We start from the raw sequence: 21,707 nt of genomic DNA on the forward strand, positions 1-21,707 counted from the left end.
CCCCCCCCCCCCCCCCCCCCCCCCCCCCCCCCCCCCCCCCCCCCCCCCCCCCCCCCCCCCCCCCCCCCCCCCCCCCCCCCCCCCCCCCCCCCCCCCCGGTGCGGGTCAGCTCTGCGAGCCGGTCTCGCCGCGCTGGAAGGAGACCTCCACACGGCGGTTCTTGCGGCGGCCCTCCTCGTCCTCGTTGCTCGCGATCGGGTAGTCCTCGCCGTAGCCCCGGATCTCGAACGTGATCCCGGTACCGCCGAGCGCCGCGTCCAGCACGTTGTGGACGGCCTCGGCGCGCTTCTTGGACAGCACGTCACCGTGCTCGGACGAGCCGAGGTCGTCGGTGAACCCGAACACCCGGACCTTCTTGGCGTCCTGCCGCTTGATCTCCTCGGCGATGGCGTTGATCCGCCCCTTGGCCTCACCGCCGAGCTTGGCGCTGTCCTTGCCGAAGAGCACTTCCGCCTGGAGGGCGAACTTGATGTCCGCGTTGGTGTCCTCGCGGCGCTCCTCGCCGCCGAGGTCCTCGATGACGGACTTGATGTCGAGGACTTTGGGCGGGGCGAGGGTGGCGCCTTCGGGGAGCTTCAGGTCGGTGTCGTGGGGGTCGACCTCCACGGGTGGTTCGGCGGACGCGGAGGGGTAGGGACTGTCCCCGGCAACCGCGTGCGGGGCCACCACCCCGACGACCCCCAGGGCGACCACCCCGGCGAGGAGGGTTGTGGTGGCGCGGCGGGGGGTCATCCGGAGATCTCGATCGTCGCGTTGGGGAAGCCGGGGAACTGCACACCCACTTCGTGGGTGGACGCCTCGGGCGCGGGGAACTGTGCGAAGAACGTGAGAGTGGCACCCGCCTCGATGCTCGGCTCGTAGCCACTCGTTGTCAGCGGGCGGTTGTCCGTGTCACGAAGGACGTAGTAGCGCTTCTTCGCCTGCGCATCCACCAGCATCATCGCTGCGAGAGACCGACCGTTGGCCGCAACCGCAGTTTCCCGGCCGCTCCATTGAATCGGTGTGGTGTAGGCACTGCTTCCCGTGTTCTTGAACTGCCCGTTTACCGTCAGGAATCCACCCGAATCCCGCATCGCGGAAGTGATGACCATCTCTACCCCGGCGTCCCCCTTGACGGTAGCCAGGACGGGGTCGGTCTCCGGGGTCGTCTCACCGGACTCGCTCTTCGCCTTCCCGGAATCCCGTGACGTCGCAGAGCTCGATGCCCCCTTGTCCTGGCCGCTGCCGCCGTCATCGCCGCCGCACGCAGCCGCAGAGAAGGCCAACGTCGCCACCAAGAGCGCGGCAGCACCGGTCCGGCGCGCTTTCCTCACGTACCGAGCAGTCATCGATCCCTATCCTTTGCGGTCAGTCTCAGTCAGTCTTCGGCCAGGCGTACGGTGAAGAGGTCGGCCACGTCCGGGACGAGCGTCGGATCCTCCGCGTCGACCGACCAATCAAGACCGCCGTCACAGTGGATCCTGCCGATCGACGCGGATGGCGGATCCTCGTCCACGTCCGGGTCGGCATCGGGGGCTGGAGTCTCTGCCGGGACAAAAGCACAACGGGGCTCGATCACGGCCACGGCCGTGGCTTCCGCCTTTCTGCCTTCCGTGCCCGGCACGATGTCCGTACTCATTCCCTTGGCCGATTGCAGACGGACTACGTAGCCCCATCTGCCATCGGCCAGTCGACGGCATCGGACGGCGCCCGCCTCGTTTCGAGCAGCGAAGTCCGATGCCTTCCAGCAAGCATCGTTCGTTCCCCCGAGGAAGGGCTTGCTAAACACGGATTCGAAGTATTCGGGGTCCCTGAGGTGCGCCTTCAGATCCGGTTCCAGAAGGCTGCGCGATTCCTTGGCAGCAGCCAGCGCAGCGGCATCGGCCGCGCTCTGTGCGCCATTGCGCCGAATATCGGCTTCGCCGAACGCGAATAGAACCAGCGCGACAAAGAGCACACCCGCAACCGCCGTGATGTAAAGCGGCGCGGCCTGCCCCGCTTCGACCTTCCGCCGGCCGATCACCTGTTGAGAACAGAGTTGATCTTCGCCGTGAACTTGTTCCCGATGGTGGCGCCCAAATCCGTGTTCAGCAAGGCGACCACGATCGCCACCACCAGAATCGTGATGCCGACGTACTCGATCGCCCCCTGCCCCGCGTCCTTCCGGCGCTTCATGCGGTCCACGGCGGTGTTCGCCCAGTGGTTCACATAAGTCTGCGTCCGCACCGCCGCCCTGAGCGCGATGTCCTTCATGGCGATGTCCCCCTCCGGGTTCGACCGACCGGGAATCGGTCGACGTTGATCCATAGGTCCGCGTGCTGCGGGCAACGTACGTCGGTGCTGTGGCCCTCTTCGTGGGCTTCCGGGCCCATTCCCACTCCTGGGGCTCGTCAGACGTATCGCTTTCGGCCATGCCGCCCCTCCCGCCCCCCTCAGCTCCGAATGTCCCACAAATGGCCCTCCGAGGAAGGCGCTTCGCGTTGTCAGCTGCCGAAGATCTCGTTGATGTTCACGTTCGCCGCGTAGTAGAACCCGACCGCGATCAGGATGATCGTGCCCGGGAGCATGAAGCTCGTGACGATCAGCGTGGCCTTCGGGACGGCCTTGGACGCCTTGCGGCGGGCGTTCTGGGCGTCCGTGCGGCGCATGTCGTTGGCGATCTGGATCAGGGTGTCCACGATGGGCGCGCCCAGTTCCTCGCCCTGCTGGAGGGCCGAGACGAACATCGAGACCTGTTCGGACTCGTTGCGCCGGCGGAGCTGGTCGAAGGCGTCGCGCCTGCTGACGCCCATGTCCATCTGGCGCAGGGTGATGCGCAGCTCGTCGGACCACGGGCCGGTGTACTTCTCCGAGACCCGCTCCAGCGCCTGCCGGAAGCCGAGCCCGGCCGAGACGACGACCGCGAGGACGTCCAGGAAGTCGGGCAGGGTGCGCTCGATGTCGTCCTTGCGTCGGGCGATGGCCGCCCGGATGATCACGTCCGTCCAGAACAGGCCGTAGACGAGCAGGATGACGGCCAGGAACACCTGCCCGTTCATCAGCATGGCCAGGGCGGCCAGGACGCCGAGGCCGCCGAAGACCGCGCGCCGGGCGGCGTAGCGGTCGACGGTCAGGCCGCGCGGGTTGCCGGCCATGTCGAGCTTCCGGCGGATCCGGTCGACGCGCCGGGGGCCCATCATGGACAGGACCCGGGGGGCGTACCGCATGCCGATGCGGTCGATGGCCGAGCCGGCGGCGCTGGTGCGGCTGGCGCCGACCTCCAGGGCGACGGCCAGGTCACCGGGGAGCTTGGCGTCCGCGCGGTACATGCGGACGCCCTGGAAGACGCCGAGGACGGCGAGTCCCATGACGGCGGCGAGCAGGATCTCCATTGGGGGTGTCCTTCCGGCCCTCAGATGCGGACGCGCGTCAGGCGGTTGATCAGGAAGAAGCCGAGACCGTAGAGGCCGGCGGCGACGACGATCGCGATGCGCCCGGGCGTGGCGGCGGCCATGTCGTCCAGTGCGCCGCCCCTCATGGTGTTGATGAGGAGCAGGAAGAGCAGCCCGAGGACGGGTACGGCGACGGCGGTGACCTTCACCTGCGAGAGGAGGGTGGTCACTTCGCGCCGGGTCTCCTTGCGCTCCTCCAGCGTGTTGGTGAGGTTGCGCAGCGAGGAGACGATGGTGCCGCCCGCCCGGTTGGACAGGATGAGCGTGGAGACCAGGACGGTCAGCTCGCGGGAGGGCAGCCGTTCCACGAGTTCGTTGAGGGCGTCGTCCAGCGAGTGCCCGATGGCCAGGCGGTCGGCGACACGGCGCAGCTCCTCGTGGGCGGGGTCGTCCAGCTCCTCGACGGCCATGGAGATGGCGGTGCGCAGGGCGAGCCCGGCCTGGGTGGCGTTGGCGAGGACCCGGGTGAGCTCGGGGAGCTGGCCGATGAACGCCTCGGTGCGTTTGGCGCGCTGCCAGTTGAGGAAGGCGTTGCCGCCCCAGGCGCCGATGAGGACGGCGAGGAGCCCGAAGAACGGGGCGAAGACGGCCGCGGTGACGAAGTAGAGCCCGAGCAGGGCGGCGGCGACGTACACCGCGTACTCGCCGGGGGTGAGGTCGAGCCCGGTGACCGCGAGTTTCCGTTCGATGCGCTTGCCGAGGCCGGTCCGGCGGAGCTTGCGGTCGATCGACCGGAAGCGCCGGGCTCGTCCCTCGATCGCCGGCGGGCCGGTCCGGGACAGGCGGTCGATGAGGGCCCGCTGCTGTTCCCTGCCGGAGGCGAAGACATGCAGGCCGACGACGGCGAGCACACAGGCGAGCAGGGTCACGCCGACCGTCAGGAGCGGGAGGTTGTCCATCTCGGGAAGCGCCTTCCAAGCGGGGGGAGGGGGTCAGGCCGTCGGCGTGCGGGTCAGCAGCTGCTCGTTCGTGTGGGCGACCCCGAACGCCGGGGGGACCGTCTCGTTCGCCATGTAGAAGCGGTCCGCGACCCGGCGGGGCACGGGGAAGTACGCGAACTGCCCGTACACGCGCCCGTCGGCCGCCATCGGGAGGGCGTCGAAGCGGCAGACGGAGACGATGCGGTAGTCCTCGCGGCCGTACGAGTCCACGACGGCGATCTCCGTGACGCGGCGGGAGCCGTCGCCGTGCCGGGTCAGCTGGATGATCACGTCGACGGCGCTGTTGATCTGGTCGTGGATCGCGGCGAACGGGATCTCGACCTCGGACATGGAGCTGAGGGTCTGGAGCCGCATCAGCGCGTCCTCCGCGCTGTTGGCGTGGACGGTGGCGAGGGAGCCGTCGTGGCCGGTGGACATGGCCTGGAGCATGTCGAGGGTCTCGCCGCCCCGGACCTCGCCGACGATGATGCGGTCGGGGCGCATGCGCAGGGAGTTGCGGACGAGGTCGCGGATGGTGACCCGGCCCTTGCCCTCGACGTTGGGCGGCCGGCTCTCCAGCGTGATGACGTGGGACTGCTGGAGCCGGAGCTCGGCGGAGTCCTCGATGGTGACGATGCGCTCGCCGTCGGGAATCAGCCCGGAGAGCGCGTTGAGCAGCGTGGTCTTGCCGGTGCCGGTGGCGCCGGAGACGATCACGTTGAACTTGGCGCGGACGAAGCCGGCGAGCAGGAGCAGCATGTGCTCGTCCAGGGAGCCGAGCGCGATCATCTCCTGGAGCGTGAAGGCGCGGGGGAAGCGCCGGATGGTGAGGATCGGGCCGGACAGGGAGAGCGGCGGGATGACGACGTTGACGCGCTCGCCGGAGGGGAGCCGGGCGTCGACCATCGGATTCGACTCGTCCACGCGGCGGTTGACCGTGGAGACGATGCGTTCGATGGTCTGCATCAGCTGCTCGTGGGAGGAGAAGCGCATCGGGAGGAGTTCGAGGCGGCCGCCGCGCTCCACGTAGACCTGCTCGGGGCCGTTGACCATGATCTCGCTGATGGAGGCGTCCTCCAGGAGCGGTTCGAGGATGCCGAGGCCGAGCGCCTCGTCCACGACCCGGCGGATGAGCTGCGAGCGTTCCGCGGAGGACAGGACGGGGCCCTCGCGGCTGATGATGTGGCCGAGGACGCGTTCGAGACGGGCCCTGCGGTCGGCCGCCGCGAGGGCGGACATCTCCGCGAGGTCGATCTCCTCCAGCAGTTTGGCGCGGTAGGCGCCGACGAGCCGGCTCTCCTCGCTCATCCCGTTCGCGGGTTCGGGGCTGGTGATGCGCGCCCGCAGGCTCATGTGATCGACTCCCTCGTTTCCTGTGGCCGCATGGTCGGTTCCGGGTCAGTCGCTCGGCATGGTGGCGCTCTTCTCGACGGAGCCGAAGGAGAACATCGGCAACAGGGCGGGGACGGAGACCCGCACGGTGACGGTCACCGATTCCGCCCCGGCCCCGGTGCTGACGGTCGCCCCGTCCGCGAGCCAGCTGCTCATGGACTCCCGGGCCACCGCACCCGCCCGGCCCGTCTGGTGGTCGGTCGAGGCGACCCGGGCCGCCGCCCGCGCGGCCGTGCCCGCCTGCTGGGCGGCGTACACCGCGAGGCCGAGCTGGACCACGGCGAGCGCGACGACGAGCAGCAGGGTGAGCACGCCCACGTACTCGACGGCGGCCTGTCCGCGCTGCCGGGAACCGGTGCGGCGCCGGGTCACCATGTGTCCCGCCTCTCGTTCCTGGCCCTGGCCTCGCCCGTGGCGTGCATGGGCACGCTGAACGCCCCGGGGAACAGCAGCGGCACGTCGACGCGCACCTGCACGGTGACCAGCTCGCCGGTGCCGTCGCAGCCCTCCACGATCGCGGACCAGCCGCCGGGGACGTCCTCGTGGACCGCCCGCTCGCAGGCCGCCCTCGGGTCGCCCTCCGCGACGGCGGCGGCGCGGACGGCCTTGTCGGCGGCGTTCCCGGCGAGGATGTACGTGTAGCAGACGAGCCCCGCCTGCCAGAGGAGGGCGAGGGTGAGGAGGATCAGGGGCAGCGTGCCGACGAACTCGATCGCGGTCTGGCCCCGGTCGGAGCGTACGTCACGGCCCGCCGCCGCCCGGCGCGCGTGCACCGGTAAGAGGTTCATGGCGCTCCTCTCCCCCTCGGTGTTCACTTCGCACGCGCCCGCCGGCCGCCCGCCGGGCGCTCGCCCTTCAGCCTGCCCCCGCGGGCGGCCGCTTCCGCGTTCTTGACCAGACCGAGTTCTCCGGCCAGCCCCCACAGGGCCTGTTTCACCGTGGACTTGACGTCCAGGTCCTGGAGGCGTCCGGCGTCCACGACCGCCTGGAGCTCCTTGTAGCCGGCCGGGACGGCGATCCGGGCGACCCTGGTCGCGGTGATCTTCTCGATCAGCGCGGGCTGGATCTCCGTGTGGCGGGTGTGGCGGTTGACGAGGGTGATGGTCTCCTCGGCCTTGCGGACCTGGAGCCGGTCCCAGAGCCGGACCATGCGCTTGGCGGCCCGGACGGCGATCACGTCCGGGGTGGTGACGAGCACGGTGCGGTCGGCCATCTCGACCGCCGCGGCGTTGGCCGAGTTCATGTACGTACCGCAGTCGATGACGACGACCTCGTAGCGGTGGCGCAGGGCGCTGACGGTCTGGCGTACGACGCGGTCGGTGACGTCCTCGCCGCGCTCGCCGTCGGCCGGGGCCAGGAGCAGGGCGACGCCGGTGTCGTGGTTGTACAGGGCGTCCTGGAGGACCCGGGGCGAGATGTCCTGGATGGTGGCGAGGTCGACCACGGACCGGCGGAACTGCACGTCGAGGTAGGAGGCGACGTCCCCCGACTGGAGGTCCAGGTCGGCCAGCGCGACGGTGTGCCCGGAGGCGGCGGCGGCCAGGGCGAGCTGGACGGCGGTGACCGTGGTGCCGACGCCGCCCTTGGCGCCGCTGACGGTGACGACGGTGCCGCCGGGTCCGGTGTGCAGCTCGGCGCCGGCCCCGAGGTGGCGGCGGACGCCCACGGACCAGCCGGACGCGGCCTGGACGCGCTGCGCCAGCTCCTCGTACGAGAGGGGCAGGCCGACCAGACCGCGGGCGCCGGAGTCCATGGCGGCCGAGTAGAGCCCGGGGCTGGTGTCGGCGGTGACGAGGACGACGCCGACGGCCGGGAAGCGCAGGGCCACCTCCCGGATCAGCTCCAGGGCCGGGACCGGTCCGATCCGTTCGTGCACGAGGACGACCTCGGGCAGCTCGTCCAGGGATTCGGCGGCGAGCCGGGCGAGGGTGTCGAGCAGTGAGGTGGAGTCGCCGAGCGGGGCGGCCGGCTCCGCGTCGGGGAGCTGGCCGAGGAGCCCGGAGACGGCGCGGGCGGCGTCGGCGTCACCGACGGCCGGGAGGATGCGTGTGCTCATCCGGTCCTCACTTGTTCTTGTCTTCGTCGAGGTCGTAGCTGCCCTCGCCCGGGCGCAGGGTGGTGGGGCTGTCGGCGGGGAGAAGGGCCAGGCGCACGTGTTCGGCGAAGGACTCCGCGTAGGCGACGCGCTGGGCGTCGTCGCTGTCCAGGGCGAAGGTGATCGGCACGGCCTCGGTGGGGCCGTCGCCCCGGTCCTCCGGCTTGGGTTCGAGGGAGGTGAGCCGGCCGACGTCGATGACCCGGGCGTTGGCCACGATGACGCGCGAGGTGGGCTTCTCCCTGTCGGTGCGGCCGGCGAAGGTGGCGTAGATGTTGACGAGGTTGCCCGGCCGGATCTTGCCGGCGACGCCGGTCGCGGCGTCGATCATGATGGCGATCTCCTGCTGCCCGCTCTTCAGCTTGGGGCGGTCGACCAGCATGTCCTCCTGGAGCAGGGAACCCGGGTGCAGTTCCGTGACGGCGATCTTGCCGCGGAGGGCGGAGAGGTCGGTGACGGCGCTCTTGGAGAGCCAGCGCTCGGGCATCGAGACCTTCTCGAACTGGTCCGCCTCCAGGGGCTTGTAGGGCGCGATGGTGGTCCTGACCCGGTACGCGGTCACCTCGGGGCCCACCTTCGCGTTCACGTCACCGATCACCCAGATCACACCGGCGAAGGCGGCGAGGGCGCACAGGACCGACAGGAGGAGCAGGATGACGCCGCGGCGTTGCCGTGAATTCATGGGCTGAGCAACCTCGTTGGGGATATGTGGGCCGGTGGGCGGTACGGGGCGGGGCTCTCGGGGGACCTCATGGGTTCAGGGCCGCGGGGCCGCGCGTGCGGTCCTGGGGCGGGGTCAGGGGGGCGTTGCACAGGCCGCAGCGGTCGCCGATGAGTTCGTTTCCGCACCAGGTGCAGACCTCTCTGCGCACCGAGGAGACCAGTTGGTGGATCAGCGAGATGTCGGGCAGATAGGCCGCGAACTCGATCATCTTCGGGGTGCCCCACCAGCCGGCGGACTCGTCGGGCAGCACGGCCTCGTGCACCGCCTGGACCTGCCACGCCCGGGCCAGCGTGCCGGTCACCCACTCCGACGGGGACTGCCCCCGGGCGACGAGGAGATGCGTGGCGAAGCGGGGGCCGCTGAGCTCCCCCGTACCGACCCTGACGAGCTGGGGTTCCGGGTTGGCGAGCACGCCGAACTGGGAGCCGGGGACCCAGGACTTGGCGTGCGTCTTGAGGCTGACCGGTACCCGGTCGAGCCGGGTGACGGAGTGGAGCAGCGCGCCGGCGTGCACGTAGTGGGACAGCAGCCTCGCGGCGGAGGCGATGACCCCGGCGCTGAAGTCGCAGACGGACAACTGCCGTAACTGGCGCACCAGTACGGCCACGCCGAGTGGCGGCAGGTCCGACTTGAGCAGGGCGATCCGGTCGCTCTCCAGGACCGAGCGGACGGTGTGCAGCCGGCGCTCGTGCGCGGCGGGGAGGCCGGCCGGGTAGACGGCGATGACGTGGCCGTGCTGCTCCAGGAGGCGCTGCATGTCGTCCAGCGCCTGGTCCAGGGTCTGTTCCCCGGGGGCGCGCAGGACGACCGCCGGGGGCGTCTGGCGGTCCTGTGGGGGCAGCGCGAGGCCGGGACCGGTCACTGCTATGGCTGTCGGCACGCCGCTCCCCGTTCCTCGGGCCGCCGCGTACCGCCGGCCGCACTCGCTCCCGCCGGGTGCTTCCGCTCGGATGCTCCCGCCTGAGCACTTTATCCACGTACGGCAGGACAGAGAACACTTTCAAGAAGCCCGTGGAGTACGGGTGATGAGGTGATCGGCGGTTCCGGGGGGAGCGGGGACCGCCAGAGGTCTTGACAACTTGATTGGTCTGGACCAGTTTATCGGCCAGCGGTGGCCACCGTTCCTCGATTCCACACCCCCGGCACCCCCGTGTCGTCCCCCCGCCATCCCCGACTCCTCCCGGAGGCAGCAAGTGGATCGTTCCCCCGCCCCGAGCCGCAGAAGGCGCCGCACCCGCCCGGTCCTCGGCTCCGCCGTGGCCGTCGTCGCGGCCGGCGCCCTGACCCTCACCGGACTCGTGACCAGCGCCGAGGCCGCCGACGTCAACGTCGCCAGGAACGCCGGCTTCGAATCGGGCCTCGCCAACTGGACGTGCACCGCGAACTCCGGCACCACCGTCTCCTCCCCCGTGCACGGCGGCACCTCCGCCCTCAAGGCCACCCCGGCCGGCCAGGACAACGCCAAGTGCTCGCAGACCGTGGCCGTCAAGCCCAACTCGACGTACCAGCTCAGCTCCTGGGTGCAGGGCGGTTACGCGTACCTGGGCGCCAGCGGCACCGGAACCACCGACGTCTCGACGTGGACGCCGGGCTCGACCGGCTGGACGCAGCTGAAGACCAGTTTCACGACCGGCGCGAACACCACGTCCGTCACCGTGTACACGCACGGCTGGTACGGCCAGGCGGCCTACCTCGTGGACGACTTCTCGGTGACCGGCCCCGACGGCGGCGGCGGCACCGACCCCGGCCCGTCGATCCCCGGCGCCCCGGCCGGGCTGGCGGTCGGCACGGCCACCACGTCCTCCCTCGCACTGTCCTGGAACGCGGTGTCCGGCGCCACCGGCTACACCGTCTACAAGGACGGCGTGAAGGCGACCACCTCCACCGGCACCTCGGCGACCGTCACCGGTCTCGCGGCCGACACCGCGTACCAGTTCGCGGTGACCGCCACCAACGCGGCCGGTGAGTCCGTGAAGTCGGCGACCGTCAGCGGCCGGACCGCCAAGTCCGGTGGCACCGACCCGAACCCGGGCACCTCCGTGCCGAAGCACGCGGTCACCGGCTACTGGCAGAACTTCAACAACGGCGCGACCGTCCAGAAGCTCAGCGACGTGCCCGCGAACTACGACATCATCGCGGTCTCCTTCGCCGACGCGACGACCACGCCCGGCGCCGTCACCTTCAACCTGGACTCGGCCGGGCTGAACGGCTACACCGTCGACCAGTTCAAGGCCGACATCAAGGCGAAGCAGGCGGCCGGCAAGAACGTCATCATCTCGGTCGGCGGCGAGAAGGGCTCGGTCTCGGTCAACAGCGACGCGTCCGCGACCAACTTCGCCAACTCCGTCTACTCCCTGATCCAGGAGTACGGCTTCAACGGCGTCGACATCGACCTGGAGAACGGCCTCAACTCCACGTACATGACGAAGGCGCTGCGTTCGCTGTCGCAGAAGGCGGGCTCCGGCCTCGTCATCACGATGGCCCCGCAGACCATCGACATGCAGTCCACCGCGGGCGAGTACTTCAAGACGGCGCTCAACATCAAGGACATCCTGACCGTCGTCAACATGCAGTACTACAACAGCGGTTCGATGCTCGGCTGCGACGGCAAGGTCTACTCGCAGGGCTCGGTGGACTTCCTCACCGCGCTCGCCTGCATCCAGCTGGAGGGCGGCCTCGACCCGTCGCAGGTCGGCCTCGGCGTCCCCGCCTCCACCCGGGGCGCGGGCAGCGGCTACGTCGCCCCGTCGGTCGTGAACGCGGCCCTGGACTGCCTGGCCAAGGGCACCGGCTGCGGCACCTTCAAGCCGTCGAAGACGTACCCCGGGATCCGCGGCGCCATGACCTGGTCGACCAACTGGGACGCCACGGCCGGCAACGCCTGGTCGAACGCGGTCGCACCGCACGTCCACGGCCTGCCGTAGACCACACCCCCCGGAACCAGCAGCGCCGCCGCTCCCCCGGCGGCGCTGCTGCGTGTACGGGGCCGTGCTTCGGTACCGGTAACGCAACAGTCCGGTACGGGAGTTGCCCCACCGCATGGCTGTCCGCGCGCGGACATGGGACCGTGGTGGGGCGCGGTGCTGGGGCGAAGGGGGAGCGACATGGCCGGGGCGCGGATCGAAGCGCTGGGCGGGGACGATCCGGTGACGCTCGGGCCGTACCGGCTGCTCGGGCGGCTGGCGTCCGGTGGCATGGGCCGGATCTACCTGGCCAGGGCCGGCGGCCGGGACCTCGTCGCCGTGAAGACGCTCCTCGCGGAGGGCCGGGCCGGCGACACCGACCGGCGGCGCTTCGCCCGTGAGGTGGCGGTCGCGCAGCGGGTGGACAGCGCCTTCACCGCGCGGGTGCGGGACGCCGATCCGGACGCCGCGCAGCCCTGGATGGCCATCGACTACATCGCCGCGCCCCCGCTCTCCGAACTGGTCCGCTCCTGCGGGGTGCTGCCCGCCTCGGCCGTCCGGTGGATCGCGGCCGGCACCGCCCAGGCCCTGGTCACCCTGCACGGAGTGGGGATCGTCCACCGCGACGTGAAGCCGCAGAACGTGCTGCTGCCGCTGGACGGGCCCCGGGTCATCGACTTCGGCATCTCGCACGCCAGCGACCTCACCCTGACGGGCCTCACACTGGGCACGATCGCCTTCACCTCGCCGGAGCAGGCGCGCGGCGAGGAGTCCACGGCCGCCTCCGACGTGTACTCGCTGGGTGCCACGCTGTTCCTGCTGGCCACCGGCCGGGCGCCCTACCGCGCGGACGGCGACACGCTGCGGCTGCTGGCCCGGGTGCAGCGCGGCGAGCTCGACCTGTCCGGGCTGCCCAAGGAGCTGGTCGCGACGATCCGGCCGTGCCTGGCCGTGCAGCCCCGGCACCGCCCGACCCCCGCCGAGCTGCTGGCCCGCTTCCGGGAGCAGCAGGCCGGGCTGCCGATGACGACGAGCGGCACGCGCTGGCTGCCGCCGCGCTGGACGGCGCTGATCGACGCGTACGCGGACCAGGGCCGGGAATGGGCGGGCGGCCGGTCCCCGGGCGACCCGTCGCACGCCCCGGCCGTGACGCGGCGGACGCGCGCCGTGCCGAAGCCGCCTCCGACGCTGGTGTACTCGCCGGCCCGGCAGGCCCGGGCCGACCGCGACCGCACCCGTCGCGAGATGGCGGCCCTCGCCCAGCTGGCCGAGCGGCAGCGCGCGGAACGCGAGGAGGCGGAGCGCGAGGAGGCGGAGCGGGCCGCGCGGCACCGGGCGGAAGCCGCTCGGCACGCCGAACGCGAGCGCGCGGAGGCCGCCCGCCGCGAAGCCGCCCGCCTGGAGGCCGAGCGAGTGGCGCGGGTGCGGGCGGCGCATGAGCGGGCCGACCGCGAACGCGCCGAGCAGGAGCGGGCAGCCAGGCAGCGGGCCGAGCGGGAGCGCGCCGCCCGTCAGCGCGCCGAGCGGGACCGCGCCGACCGGGAGCGGGCCGAACGTGAGGCGCGGGCGCGGGCCACCTCGCCCGCCCCGGCCCCCGTCCCGGCGGGCCCGCGTACGGGCTCGTCGTCCTCCGGCGCCGCCGCCCTGGGCCTGCTGCTCGTACTGGTCGCCGTGGCGGGGCTGCTCACCTGGCAGCCCTGGGAGAAGACGGGCGGCGGTTCGGCGTCGGGCGGCAGCACGTCCGGCTCCGTCACCTCGGGCAGCGGCCTCGACACGCACACCGACGACAGTGCGAGCGCCGACACGGACACGTCGGGCAGCGGCGGCGCCGACACGGACACCGACACCGACGACACCGTCACGGAGGACCCGACCCCGACCCCCACACCGACGCCGACGCCGACGCCGACGCCCACCATGGACTCCACCGACCGGGCTTTCGCCGCCGTGCACGCGGGTGACTGCCTCGACGTGTACAACGACGGCTACGACAACATGAGCGCGAGCCGTCCGGTCCGGGTGAACTGCGGCGCCTCGAACGCGTACATGCACGTCAATCGGGTGAGCACCCGCGCCGGCGCGTCCAGTTCCTGCGACTCGGGCGCCGGCTTCACCTGGTGGAGCCGGTCGGGCGACGACGGCATCACGCGGACGCTGTGCCTGGACCGGGTGTACAAGCCGGGCCAGTGCTTCCCGGCCGACGTCAACGGGGAGACCAACGCGGACCTGACGGTGGTCTGGCGCTGCAACGCCTCGAAGGTGCCCAGGGCGGGTCAGTCGATCCTGCGGATCACCGGCTTCTACCGGGCCCCGGAGAAGGGCCGGAACTGGACCTGTCCGGCGGGGCCCGGCGAGCGGTTCTGGTACTGGCAGGTCAACCAGGGCCGCAGCATCATCTGCGCCTCGGCGGCCTGACCCGTACCCGTGACGCGTACGGCTAGATCACCAGGCTGAGCAGCGCCGCGACGGCGAACCCGGCGACCGACAGGACGGTTTCGAGCACGGTCCAGGACTTCAGGGTGTCGCGTTCGGAGATGCCGAAGTACTTCGACACCATCCAGAAGCCGCCGTCGTTGACGTGCGAGGCGATGATCGAGCCGGCCGAGATCGCCATGATGATCAGTGCGAGATGCGCCTGCGAGAAGCCCTGGTTCTCGACGAGCGGGACCACGATGCCGGCGGTGGTGACGATGGCGACGGTCGCCGAGCCCTGGGCGACACGCAGCACGGCCGAGATCAGCCAGGCGAGCAGGATGACGGGCAGGCCGACGTCGTTGAAGGTGTCGGCGAGCGCGTCCGCGATGCCGCTGCCCTTGAGCACGGCGCCGAAGATGCCGCCCGCGCCGACGACGAGCAGGATGTTTCCGACCGGCTTCAGCGAGGAAGTGGACACGGACTCCAGGGACTTGCGGGACCAGCCGCGCCGGATGCCGAGCAGGTAGTACGCGAGCAGCAGCGCGATCGTCAGGGCGACGAAGGGGTTGCCGAAGAACTCGATGACCGAGCGGCCCGTCGAGGGGTCCATGGCGATCGAGGAGAACGTGGCGGCGAGGATCAGGATCAGCGGGGTGCCGATGATGGCGAGCACGGTGGAGAGCGCGACCGGCTCCTCGCGCGGCGTGACCCCGGCGGCCCGCTGCTCGGCGACGACGGCGGCCTTCGCCTCCGCGGCGGCCTCGACCATGTCCTGCGGGACGTCCACGAAGATCCGCTTGCCGATCCAGGCGGCGTAGCCCCAGGCGGCGAGCACGGACGGGATGCCGACGAGGGCGCCCATCAGGATGACCCAGCCGAGCGAGACGTGGAAGAGACCGGCGGCCGCGACCGGCCCGGGGTGCGGCGGCAGGAAGGCGTGGGTCATGGAGAGACCCGCGAGGAGCGGCATCGAGTACAGCAGGATCGATTTTCCGGACCGCTTGGCGGCGGCGTAGACGATCGGCGCGAGGACGAAGATGCCGACGTCGAAGAAGACCGGGATACCGAAGATCAGACCGGTCAGGCCCATCGCGAGCGGGGCGCGCTTCTCGCCGAAGAGCCGCAGCAGCCGGGCGCTCAGCACCTCGGCTCCGCCGGAGACCTCCAGGATCGCGCCGAGCATCGTGCCGAGACCGATGATGATCGCGACATGGCCGAGGATGCCGCCCATGCCGGATTCGATGACGGAGACGGCGGCGGACCTCTGCACGGTGCCGAAGAGTTCGGTCACGGAGAGCCCGGCGCCCAGGCCGACGGCTATGGAGACCGCGAGCAGCGCGACGAACGGCTGGAGCCGGATCTTGATGATCAGGAAGAGGAGGAGCGCGATGCCGAGGGCGGCGACGGTCAGCAGACCGGGCGTGCCGTCGATGAGGAGGAGGAGTCCACCGGTGTGGGGTGGCGCCTCGGCGGGGGTGGGGCCTGCGGCGAGCTGCATGGGTAACTCCGTTGTTCGTCCATGTTTCTGGGCAGGGGGGACCGCGGCACGGCGCCTGTGTCGCGTGGTGCGGCGCCGTGCCGGGCAGGGTGCGGATTACGGGGATGGCTCAGCCCAGGACGGCGAGGGCGTCGATCTCGATGAGGAGGCCCTTCGGGAGGCCGACGTAGACCGTGGTGCGCGCGGCCGGGGCCTCCTTGAGGTTCTGCTCGGCGAAGTACGCGTTGTAGATCTCGTTCATCTCGGCGAAGTGGTCCACGTCCGTGAGGTAGACGCGCATCATCATCACGTCGTCCCAGCTCGCGCCGCCCTCCTCCAGGATCGCCTTGACGTTGGCGAAGGTCTGGAGGGTCTGCTCGCGCAGGGTGGGGCCCGCCGGAGTGGGCGCCTGGCCCTCGACGGCGGGCAGGAAGCCGACCTGGCCGGCGACCTGGAGGATGTTGCCCTTGCGCACGCCGTGCGAGAACTTCGCCGGCGGGGTGGTGTGGGTGCTGGGGGTGAGCGCGGTCTTCTCGGTCATGGCGGATCAGGCTTTCTTGGGTCGGTTGCTGCCGGAGTACTCCCGGCTGATGGTGTCGGCGGTCCGACGGACCAGGGGGAGCAGGGTGAGGAGTTCCTCGGCCGTGACGACCACGTTCGGCGCGGAGACCGACATCGCGGCGACGACGCGCCCGTCGGCCCCGCGGATGGGGGCGCCGACGCAGTTGATGGACTCCTCGTGGCCACCGAGGTCGGTGGCCCAGCCCTGTTCGCGCACGGCGGCGAGCTCCTTGAGGAACGCGGCGGCGCCGGGCGTCGAACGGGACGTGTACATGGGGTAGTCGAGCTTGTCCGCGATGGCCCGCCGCTCGGCCTCGCTCAGGTCGGCGAGGAGCAGCTTGGCCACGGCGGCGACGGTGATGGCGACGGGCTTGCCGATCCGCGAGTACATCCGGACCGGGTAGCGGCTCTCGACCTTGTCGATGTAGAGGACCTCGTTCTCCTCGTACACGGCGAGGTGGACGGTGTGCCCGCACAGCTCGTTCAGCTCGGCGAGGTGCGGGTGGGCGATCTCGCGTACGTCGAGGTTCTCGACGGCCTCCTGCGCGAGCGCGAACAGCCGGGCGCCGAGCCGGTAGCGCTGGTCCTGCTGCCGGTAGACGAGCCCGTGCTCGTGGAGCGTACGGAGCAGGCGCAGCGCGGTGGACTTGTGGACGCCGAGGCGGTCGGCGACCTGTCCGAGGTCGGCGGGCCCCTGGGCGAGGAGCGGCAGGATGCTCAGCGCGCGGTCGACGGTCTGGCTCATGGCGTACGTACCTCCGTGTCGTCCCCCGTCCACCCGGGGCCGAGACGCAGTCTCCCCCACGCGTCGTCGTCCAGTGCCGCGAGCCGGTCGGCGTGCTCGCGGGCGGGGGGCGCGGTGAGGTCGCCGGGGACGGTGAGGACCGCGGCGGCCAGGAGGTGGCCGTGGCGGGCGCGCGTGCGGACGGGGAGTCCGCGGAGGGTGGCGGACAGGAACCCGGCGGCGAAGGCGTCGCCGGCGCCGACGGGGGCGACGACGTCGACGCGGAGCGCGGGGACGTGGGTGACCTCATCGGCCCCGGCGGCGTTCGAGGCGCGGGGCCCCGGTTCATGGGAGAACACCGTCACACCGTCGGCGCCCCGCTTCACCACGACCACCCCCGGCTCCGGCAGCGCCTCCCGGATCGCGGCGGCGCCCACGACGCCCCACGCCTCCTCCGCCTCGTCCTCCCCCACGAACACCACATCCGCCCGCCGCGCCAGCTCCAGCAGCACCGCGGGGGACTCCCCCCGCCACAGCCCCGGCCGGTGGTTCACGTCGAACGAGATCAGCGGCCGCCCCGCCCGTGGGGCGGTCAGCTCGTGGAGCAGCGCCAGGCAGTCCGCCGACAGCGCGGCGGTGATCCCCGACAGGTGGAGGATCCGCCCGGAGGGCAGCGCGTCGCACGGCAGCGTCGCGGGCGACATCGCGGACGCCGCGGACCCGGCCCGGTAGTACGCCACCTCGTGGACGTCCGTGGCCCGGTCCGTGGCCGTACGGAAGTAGATCCCGGTCGGCCGGGAGGGGTCGCGCCGCACGGAGGACGTGTCCACGCCGTACGCGGCGACCGCCTCCACGAGGTGGTCGCCGAAGCCGTCCGCCCCGACCCGGCTCACCCAGGCGGTCCGGTGCCCGGCCGCCGCCAGCGCGCAGGCGACGTTGGACTCGGCGCCGCCGATGCCCCGGTCGAAGGACGGCACATCGGCGAGGCGCCCGGGCCGCGAGGGCAGGAACGTCACCATGGACTCACCGAGGCACACGACGTCGGCGGGCGTGGTTCCGGACACGCGGGGCTCCTCAGCAGTCGGGCGGCGGCACCGGCACTCACCATTGACCGGGCGTCGGCTCGGATGTTAGACAGCCTTGAGCGATATACGCAATGGGTGTTGCATATGTTGCAATCAGATCGCTGACCGGACCGAGGAGACCCCATGGCCGCCGCGCACCACGTGACCGCTCTCGCCGACGAACCGGTCGACCACCGGTTCAAGGGCCTCCCGCCCGACGCCGAGGGCCTGACCGTCGGCGCCCTGGCCGCCGAGCGCCGCAATCTCTTCGGGGGCGGGTTCACCACCCCCGTGCTCGCCCTGTCCGCCGAGTCGGTCGAGCACAACCTCGCGCTCCTGGAGACGTACGCGGAACGCCACGGTCTCGCGTTCGCCCCGCACGGCAAGACGTCGATGTCCCCGCAGCTCTTCGCCCGCCAGCTGGAGCACGGCGCCTGGGGCATCACGGCCGCCGTGCCCCACCAGGCGCGGGTCTACCGCGCGTTCGGGATCGGCCGGATCTTCCTCGCCAACGAGCTGGTCGACGCCGCCGCGCTGCGCTGGCTGGCGGGCGAGCTGGACGCCGACCCGGACTTCACCTTCGTCTGTTACGTGGACTCCGTGCGCGGGGTCGAGCTGATGGACGAGGCCCTGCGCGCCGCGGGCGCCTCCCGCCCGGTCGACGTCGTCGTGGAGCTGGGCGCGGGCGAGGGAGCGCGCACCGGCGCGCGGACCGAGGCGGACTGCGCGGCCGTGGCGGACGCGGTAGCCGGGGCGCCGGCCCTGCGCCTGGTCGGCGTGGCCGGGTACGAGGGCGAGGTGCCGGACGCGGACGGCGACCGGGTCCGGGCCTGGCTGCGCCGGCTCGTCGCGCTGGCCGCCGACTTCGACGCGGCGGGCCGCTTCGGCGCGCTGGGGGCCGGTGAGCGCATCGTGGTCAGCGCGGGCGGCAGCGCGTGGTTCGACGCGGTGGCGGACGTGTTCGCCGGAATCCCGGAGCTCTCCGCCCCCGTACTCAAGCTGCTGCGCTCGGGGGCGTACGTCTCGCACGACGACGGGCACTACCGCCACCTCACGCCGTTCAACCGCGTCCCGGAGGAGGGCGCGCTGCAGCCCGCGTTCCGGCTGTGGGCGCAGGTGGTGTCCCGCCCGTCCGCCGGGCAGGCGTTCCTCAACGCGGGCAAGCGCGACGCGGCGTACGACCTGGACCTGCCCGAGGCGCAGGTCGTGCGCTCGGGCCGGGACGGCTCGGAGCGGCCGGCCGAGGGGATCACCGTGACCGGCCTGTCCGACCAGCACACCTGGGTCCGCACGGACGAGGGCGCGCGCCTGGAGGTCGGGGACTGGGTGGGGATGGGCCTGTCCCACCCCTGCACCAGCTTCGACAAGTGGCAGCTGATCCCGCTCGTGGAGGCGGACGGCACGGTCACCGACTTCGTCCGCACGTTCTTCTGATCCGGGCCCAGCCCGCCGAGAAAGGCCAAGGCCCCATGGACCTCGTCATCCGCGACGCCCGCGTCGTCGACGGCACCGCCACCCCCTCCTACCGCGCCGACGTGGCCGTCGCCGACGGCCGCATCGCGGAGATCCACCGCGAGGACTCCCCCGGCCCCCGCCCCAGCGGGCACCGCACCGTGGACGCCGACGGCCTCGCCCTGTCCCCCGGCTTCATCGACATGCACGCCCACAGCGACCTGGCGCTGCTCCGCGACCCCGACCACAGCGCGAAGGCCGCGCAGGGCGTCACGCTGGAGGTCCTGGGCCAGGACGGCCTGTCGTACGCGCCCGTGGACGACCGCACGCTCGCCCAGGTCCGCCGCTCCATCTCCGGCTGGAACGGCGGCGGCGAGGACATCGACTTCGACTGGCGGACGGTCGGCGGCTACCTGGACCGCCTCGACCGCCAGGGCATCGCGGTCAACGCCGCCTACCTCATCCCGCAGGGCACGGTCCGGATGTACGCGGTGGGCTGGGACGACCGCCCCGCCACCGGGGCCGAACTGGACCGGATGCGGCAGCTCGTGGACCAGGGCATGCGCGAGGGCGCGGTCGGCATGTCCTCGGGCCTCACCTACACCCCCGGCATGTACGCGGACGACGCCGAACTCACCGAGCTCTGCCGGGTGGTGGCCGCGCACGGCGGCTACTACTGCCCGCACCACCGCTCGTACGGGGCGGGCGCCCTGGAGGCGTACGAGGAGATGGTGCGGCTCACCCGCAGCGCGGGCTGTTCCCTGCACCTGGCCCACGCGACCATGAACTTCGGGGTCAACGAGGGCCGCGCCCCCGACCTGCTCGCCCTCCTGGACGACGCGCTCGACGCGGGCGCCGACATCTCCCTCGACACCTACCCGTACACCCCGGGCTGCACGACCCTCGTCGCGATGCTGCCCAGCTGGGCGAGCGAGGGCGGCCCGGAGGCGGTCCTGGCCCGGCTGGCCGACGCGGAGACGGCCGCCCGCATCCGCCACGATCTGGAGGTCGTGGGATCGGACGGCTGCCACGGGGTGCCGATCGAGTGGGAGACCATCGAGATCTCCGGCACCGGGGAGCCCGCACTCGCCGGGTACGTGGGGCGCACGGTGGCCGAGTCGGCGGCGCTGCGCGGTGAGGAGCCCTGGGTGACCGCCCGGCGGCTGCTGGTGGACGACCGGCTCGGGACGACGATCCTCCAGCACGTGGGCCACGAGGAGAACGTGCGGCAGATCATGCGGCACCGCGTGCACACCGGCGGCAGCGACGGCATCCTCCAGGGCGACAAGCCCCACCCCCGCGCGTACGGCACCTTTCCCCACTACCTGGGCCGGTACGCACGCGAGCTGGACATCCTCTCCCTGGAGGAGTGCGTCGCCCACCTCACGGCCCGCCCGGCGGCCCGGCTGCGGCTCGCCGACCGCGGTCTCGTGCGCGAGGGCTACCGCGCCGACCTGGTCCTCTTCGACCCGGCGACGGTGGCGGCGGGCTCGACGTTCGAGGCCCCCCGCACCCTGCCGGTGGGCATCCCGCACGTGCTGATCGACGGCCGCTTCGTGATCGAGGACGGCAGGCGCACGCAGGTGCTGGCCGGGCGGTCGGTGCGTCCGGCGGGGGGCGCAGTGTAGTTTCTCCGCCCCCCGCCAGGGCAACCGGCTGTCATGAATATCTCTGCGACAGCCTCGAAGGGCCGGGGAAAGGCCCGGCGGGCGGGAAACAGCACAGCCGTGGAAGCGGCCGGCCGTGCGGGGTTCGTGGCACGCGGGGTCATCTACTTCCTCGTCGGGTTCCTCGCCCTGCGCATCGCGTTCAACGGCGGCGACGGCGACGGCAAGGGCGGCGGCGGAAAGCAGGCGGACCGGGGCGGGGCACTCGCGGAGATCGCGCAGAAGCCCTTCGGCCACGTGCTGCTGTGGGTCCTGGGCATCGCCCTCGTGGGCATGGCCCTGTGGCGGCTGTCCGAGGCGGCGTTCGGCGCGGCGGGCCCGGACGGCCACAAGACGACCAAGCGGCTGGCCTCCGGCGGGCGGGCCGTCTTCTACGGCTTCGTCGCCTACTCGGTCCTGTCGTTCGCGGCCGGTGACAAGGGCAGCGGCAGCGGCAAGGGCGACGCCCGCTCGCAGGACGTCACGGCCCGGGCGCTGGACCTGCCGGGCGGACGCTGGCTGGTGGGTGCGGCCGGTGTGGGCATCGCCTGTGCGGGGCTGTGGATCGCGGGCCGCGCGGCGCTGCGGAAGTTCCACAAGCACCTGCGCATGACCGACATGTCCCGGACCATGCGGCGGGCCGTCGACACCACCGGGATCCTCGGCGGTGTCAGCCGGGGTCTGGTCTTCGCGGTCGCCGGAGGTTTCGCGGTGTCGGCGGCGGTGAAGGCGCGCTCCGGTGAGGCCAAGGGCATGGACGACACCCTGCGGTCCTTCAGCGCCACCCCGGCCGGTCCGTGGCTGCTGGGCCTCATAGCCGTCGGCCTGGTCGCCTTCGGCCTCTTCTCCCTCGCCAACGCGCGGTGGCGCAAGCTCTGAGCCGCAGGACGCGGGATGAAGGGGCGGGGCCTTGGCGGCCCCGCC

Annotated in this window: 21 protein-coding genes; 5 read left to right on the forward strand and 16 right to left on the reverse strand. The window is 72.0% G+C overall.

Features of this window, described 5'->3' with window-relative positions; translation table 11 throughout:
• Positions 1 to 105: 105 nt before the first annotated feature.
• The 12 genes from ACN6LM_RS32625 to ACN6LM_RS32680 form a co-directional block, all read right to left on the reverse strand.
• On the reverse strand, positions 106 to 732 hold the full coding sequence (locus ACN6LM_RS32625; RefSeq protein WP_445069012.1) for an OmpA family protein: 627 nt from the start codon (positions 730 to 732) through the stop codon (positions 106 to 108).
• Positions 729 to 1,328 carry a hypothetical protein gene (locus tag ACN6LM_RS32630; protein WP_445069013.1) on the reverse strand — a complete coding sequence of 200 codons (600 nt, stop codon included), beginning with the start codon at positions 1,326 to 1,328 and terminating at the stop codon, positions 729 to 731. The genes ACN6LM_RS32625 and ACN6LM_RS32630 overlap by 4 nt, the downstream gene beginning before the upstream one ends.
• A 29-nt stretch (positions 1,329 to 1,357) precedes the next feature.
• Complete coding sequence (locus ACN6LM_RS32635; protein ID WP_445069014.1) at positions 1,358 to 2,002, reverse strand: pilus assembly protein TadG-related protein; 645 nt, start codon at positions 2,000 to 2,002, stop codon at positions 1,358 to 1,360.
• A complete protein-coding gene (locus ACN6LM_RS32640; protein WP_445069015.1) occupies positions 1,999 to 2,232 on the reverse strand; it encodes a hypothetical protein in 234 nt (77 codons plus the stop codon). Before ACN6LM_RS32640 ends, ACN6LM_RS32635 begins: the two co-directional genes overlap by 4 nt.
• A 230-nt stretch (positions 2,233 to 2,462) precedes the next feature.
• Entirely contained in the window at positions 2,463 to 3,350 is an 888-nt protein-coding gene (locus ACN6LM_RS32645) for a DUF5936 domain-containing protein (protein ID WP_445069016.1), read from the reverse strand.
• A gap of 20 nt (positions 3,351 to 3,370) precedes the next feature.
• Positions 3,371 to 4,309 (reverse strand): type II secretion system F family protein, encoded by a 939-nt coding sequence (locus tag ACN6LM_RS32650; RefSeq protein ID WP_445069017.1) that lies wholly within the window; start codon positions 4,307 to 4,309, stop codon positions 3,371 to 3,373.
• A gap of 33 nt (positions 4,310 to 4,342) precedes the next feature.
• Positions 4,343 to 5,683, reverse strand: coding sequence for a CpaF family protein (locus tag ACN6LM_RS32655; RefSeq protein ID WP_445069018.1), 1,341 nt, complete (start codon positions 5,681 to 5,683; stop codon positions 4,343 to 4,345).
• A 45-nt stretch (positions 5,684 to 5,728) separates the two neighbouring features.
• Positions 5,729 to 6,097 carry a TadE/TadG family type IV pilus assembly protein gene (locus ACN6LM_RS32660; protein ID WP_445069019.1) on the reverse strand — a complete coding sequence of 123 codons (369 nt, stop codon included), beginning with the start codon at positions 6,095 to 6,097 and terminating at the stop codon, positions 5,729 to 5,731.
• Positions 6,091 to 6,510, reverse strand: coding sequence for a TadE/TadG family type IV pilus assembly protein (locus ACN6LM_RS32665; protein ID WP_445069020.1), 420 nt, complete (start codon positions 6,508 to 6,510; stop codon positions 6,091 to 6,093). Before ACN6LM_RS32665 ends, ACN6LM_RS32660 begins: the two co-directional genes overlap by 7 nt.
• A 23-nt stretch (positions 6,511 to 6,533) precedes the next feature.
• The gene (locus tag ACN6LM_RS32670) at positions 6,534 to 7,778 is read right to left on the reverse strand and encodes an AAA family ATPase (RefSeq protein ID WP_445069021.1); all 1,245 of its coding nucleotides are present in this window, start codon (positions 7,776 to 7,778) and stop codon (positions 6,534 to 6,536) included.
• A gap of 7 nt (positions 7,779 to 7,785) precedes the next feature.
• The gene (gene cpaB / locus ACN6LM_RS32675; RefSeq protein ID WP_445069022.1) at positions 7,786 to 8,499 is read right to left on the reverse strand and encodes a Flp pilus assembly protein CpaB; all 714 of its coding nucleotides are present in this window, start codon (positions 8,497 to 8,499) and stop codon (positions 7,786 to 7,788) included.
• A gap of 67 nt (positions 8,500 to 8,566) precedes the next feature.
• The gene (locus tag ACN6LM_RS32680) at positions 8,567 to 9,403 is read right to left on the reverse strand and encodes a hypothetical protein (protein ID WP_445069031.1); all 837 of its coding nucleotides are present in this window, start codon (positions 9,401 to 9,403) and stop codon (positions 8,567 to 8,569) included.
• A gap of 331 nt (positions 9,404 to 9,734) precedes the next feature.
• Here ACN6LM_RS32680 and ACN6LM_RS32685 point away from each other — a divergent pair, with 331 nt between their 5' ends.
• Entirely contained in the window at positions 9,735 to 11,465 is a 1,731-nt protein-coding gene (locus tag ACN6LM_RS32685) for a chitinase (RefSeq protein WP_445069023.1), read from the forward strand.
• A gap of 180 nt (positions 11,466 to 11,645) precedes the next feature.
• Positions 11,646 to 13,859, forward strand: coding sequence for a serine/threonine-protein kinase (locus tag ACN6LM_RS32690; protein ID WP_445069024.1), 2,214 nt, complete (start codon positions 11,646 to 11,648; stop codon positions 13,857 to 13,859).
• Between the two features lie 22 nt (positions 13,860 to 13,881).
• Here the strand turns inward: ACN6LM_RS32690 and ACN6LM_RS32695 are convergent, their stop codons facing one another.
• The 4 genes from ACN6LM_RS32695 to ACN6LM_RS32710 all read right to left on the reverse strand — a co-directional run bounded on the left by ACN6LM_RS32695 (position 13,882) and on the right by ACN6LM_RS32710 (position 17,685).
• A complete protein-coding gene (locus ACN6LM_RS32695; protein WP_445069025.1) occupies positions 13,882 to 15,357 on the reverse strand; it encodes a GntP family permease in 1,476 nt (491 codons plus the stop codon).
• Between the two features lie 109 nt (positions 15,358 to 15,466).
• A complete protein-coding gene (locus ACN6LM_RS32700; RefSeq protein WP_143618603.1) occupies positions 15,467 to 15,877 on the reverse strand; it encodes a RidA family protein in 411 nt (136 codons plus the stop codon).
• A 6-nt stretch (positions 15,878 to 15,883) separates the two neighbouring features.
• Complete coding sequence (locus ACN6LM_RS32705; RefSeq protein WP_445069026.1) at positions 15,884 to 16,642, reverse strand: IclR family transcriptional regulator; 759 nt, start codon at positions 16,640 to 16,642, stop codon at positions 15,884 to 15,886.
• On the reverse strand, positions 16,639 to 17,685 hold the full coding sequence (locus ACN6LM_RS32710) for a sugar kinase (protein ID WP_445069027.1): 1,047 nt from the start codon (positions 17,683 to 17,685) through the stop codon (positions 16,639 to 16,641). Before ACN6LM_RS32710 ends, ACN6LM_RS32705 begins: the two co-directional genes overlap by 4 nt.
• A gap of 144 nt (positions 17,686 to 17,829) precedes the next feature.
• Here ACN6LM_RS32710 and ACN6LM_RS32715 point away from each other — a divergent pair, with 144 nt between their 5' ends.
• The 3 genes from ACN6LM_RS32715 to ACN6LM_RS32725 are packed head-to-tail and all read left to right on the forward strand — an operon-like array spanning position 17,830 to position 21,662.
• Positions 17,830 to 19,119 carry an amino acid deaminase gene (locus ACN6LM_RS32715; protein WP_445069028.1) on the forward strand — a complete coding sequence of 430 codons (1,290 nt, stop codon included), beginning with the start codon at positions 17,830 to 17,832 and terminating at the stop codon, positions 19,117 to 19,119.
• Between the two features lie 35 nt (positions 19,120 to 19,154).
• A complete protein-coding gene (locus ACN6LM_RS32720) occupies positions 19,155 to 20,765 on the forward strand; it encodes an N-acyl-D-amino-acid deacylase family protein (protein ID WP_445069029.1) in 1,611 nt (536 codons plus the stop codon).
• A 33-nt stretch (positions 20,766 to 20,798) separates the two neighbouring features.
• A complete protein-coding gene (locus ACN6LM_RS32725; protein WP_445069030.1) occupies positions 20,799 to 21,662 on the forward strand; it encodes a DUF1206 domain-containing protein in 864 nt (287 codons plus the stop codon).
• Positions 21,663 to 21,707: the final 45 nt, after the last annotated feature.

Source organism: Streptomyces sp. SAS_281, assembly GCF_052542855.1.

Bases quoted from the DNA above. Each gene is read 5' to 3' on its own strand.
- ACN6LM_RS32725 (WP_445069030.1), top strand. From the start codon at position 20,799: ATGAATATCTCTGCGACAGCCTCGAAGGGCCGGGGAAAGGCCCGGCGG.
- ACN6LM_RS32625 (WP_445069012.1), bottom strand. From the start codon at position 732: ATGACCCCCCGCCGCGCCACCACAACCCTCCTCGCCGGGGTGGTCGCC.
- ACN6LM_RS32650 (WP_445069017.1), bottom strand. From the start codon at position 4,309: ATGGACAACCTCCCGCTCCTGACGGTCGGCGTGACCCTGCTCGCCTGT.
- ACN6LM_RS32695 (WP_445069025.1), bottom strand. From the start codon at position 15,357: ATGCAGCTCGCCGCAGGCCCCACCCCCGCCGAGGCGCCACCCCACACC.
- ACN6LM_RS32670 (WP_445069021.1), bottom strand. From the start codon at position 7,778: ATGAGCACACGCATCCTCCCGGCCGTCGGTGACGCCGACGCCGCCCGC.
- ACN6LM_RS32640 (WP_445069015.1), bottom strand. From the start codon at position 2,232: ATGAAGGACATCGCGCTCAGGGCGGCGGTGCGGACGCAGACTTATGTG.
- ACN6LM_RS32655 (WP_445069018.1), bottom strand. From the start codon at position 5,683: ATGAGCCTGCGGGCGCGCATCACCAGCCCCGAACCCGCGAACGGGATG.
- ACN6LM_RS32715 (WP_445069028.1), top strand. From the start codon at position 17,830: ATGGCCGCCGCGCACCACGTGACCGCTCTCGCCGACGAACCGGTCGAC.
- ACN6LM_RS32720 (WP_445069029.1), top strand. From the start codon at position 19,155: ATGGACCTCGTCATCCGCGACGCCCGCGTCGTCGACGGCACCGCCACC.
- cpaB (WP_445069022.1), bottom strand. From the start codon at position 8,499: ATGAATTCACGGCAACGCCGCGGCGTCATCCTGCTCCTCCTGTCGGTC.
- ACN6LM_RS32665 (WP_445069020.1), bottom strand. From the start codon at position 6,510: ATGAACCTCTTACCGGTGCACGCGCGCCGGGCGGCGGCGGGCCGTGAC.
- ACN6LM_RS32630 (WP_445069013.1), bottom strand. From the start codon at position 1,328: ATGACTGCTCGGTACGTGAGGAAAGCGCGCCGGACCGGTGCTGCCGCG.
- ACN6LM_RS32690 (WP_445069024.1), top strand. From the start codon at position 11,646: ATGGCCGGGGCGCGGATCGAAGCGCTGGGCGGGGACGATCCGGTGACG.
- ACN6LM_RS32645 (WP_445069016.1), bottom strand. From the start codon at position 3,350: ATGGAGATCCTGCTCGCCGCCGTCATGGGACTCGCCGTCCTCGGCGTC.
- ACN6LM_RS32705 (WP_445069026.1), bottom strand. From the start codon at position 16,642: ATGAGCCAGACCGTCGACCGCGCGCTGAGCATCCTGCCGCTCCTCGCC.
- ACN6LM_RS32660 (WP_445069019.1), bottom strand. From the start codon at position 6,097: ATGGTGACCCGGCGCCGCACCGGTTCCCGGCAGCGCGGACAGGCCGCC.
- ACN6LM_RS32700 (WP_143618603.1), bottom strand. From the start codon at position 15,877: ATGACCGAGAAGACCGCGCTCACCCCCAGCACCCACACCACCCCGCCG.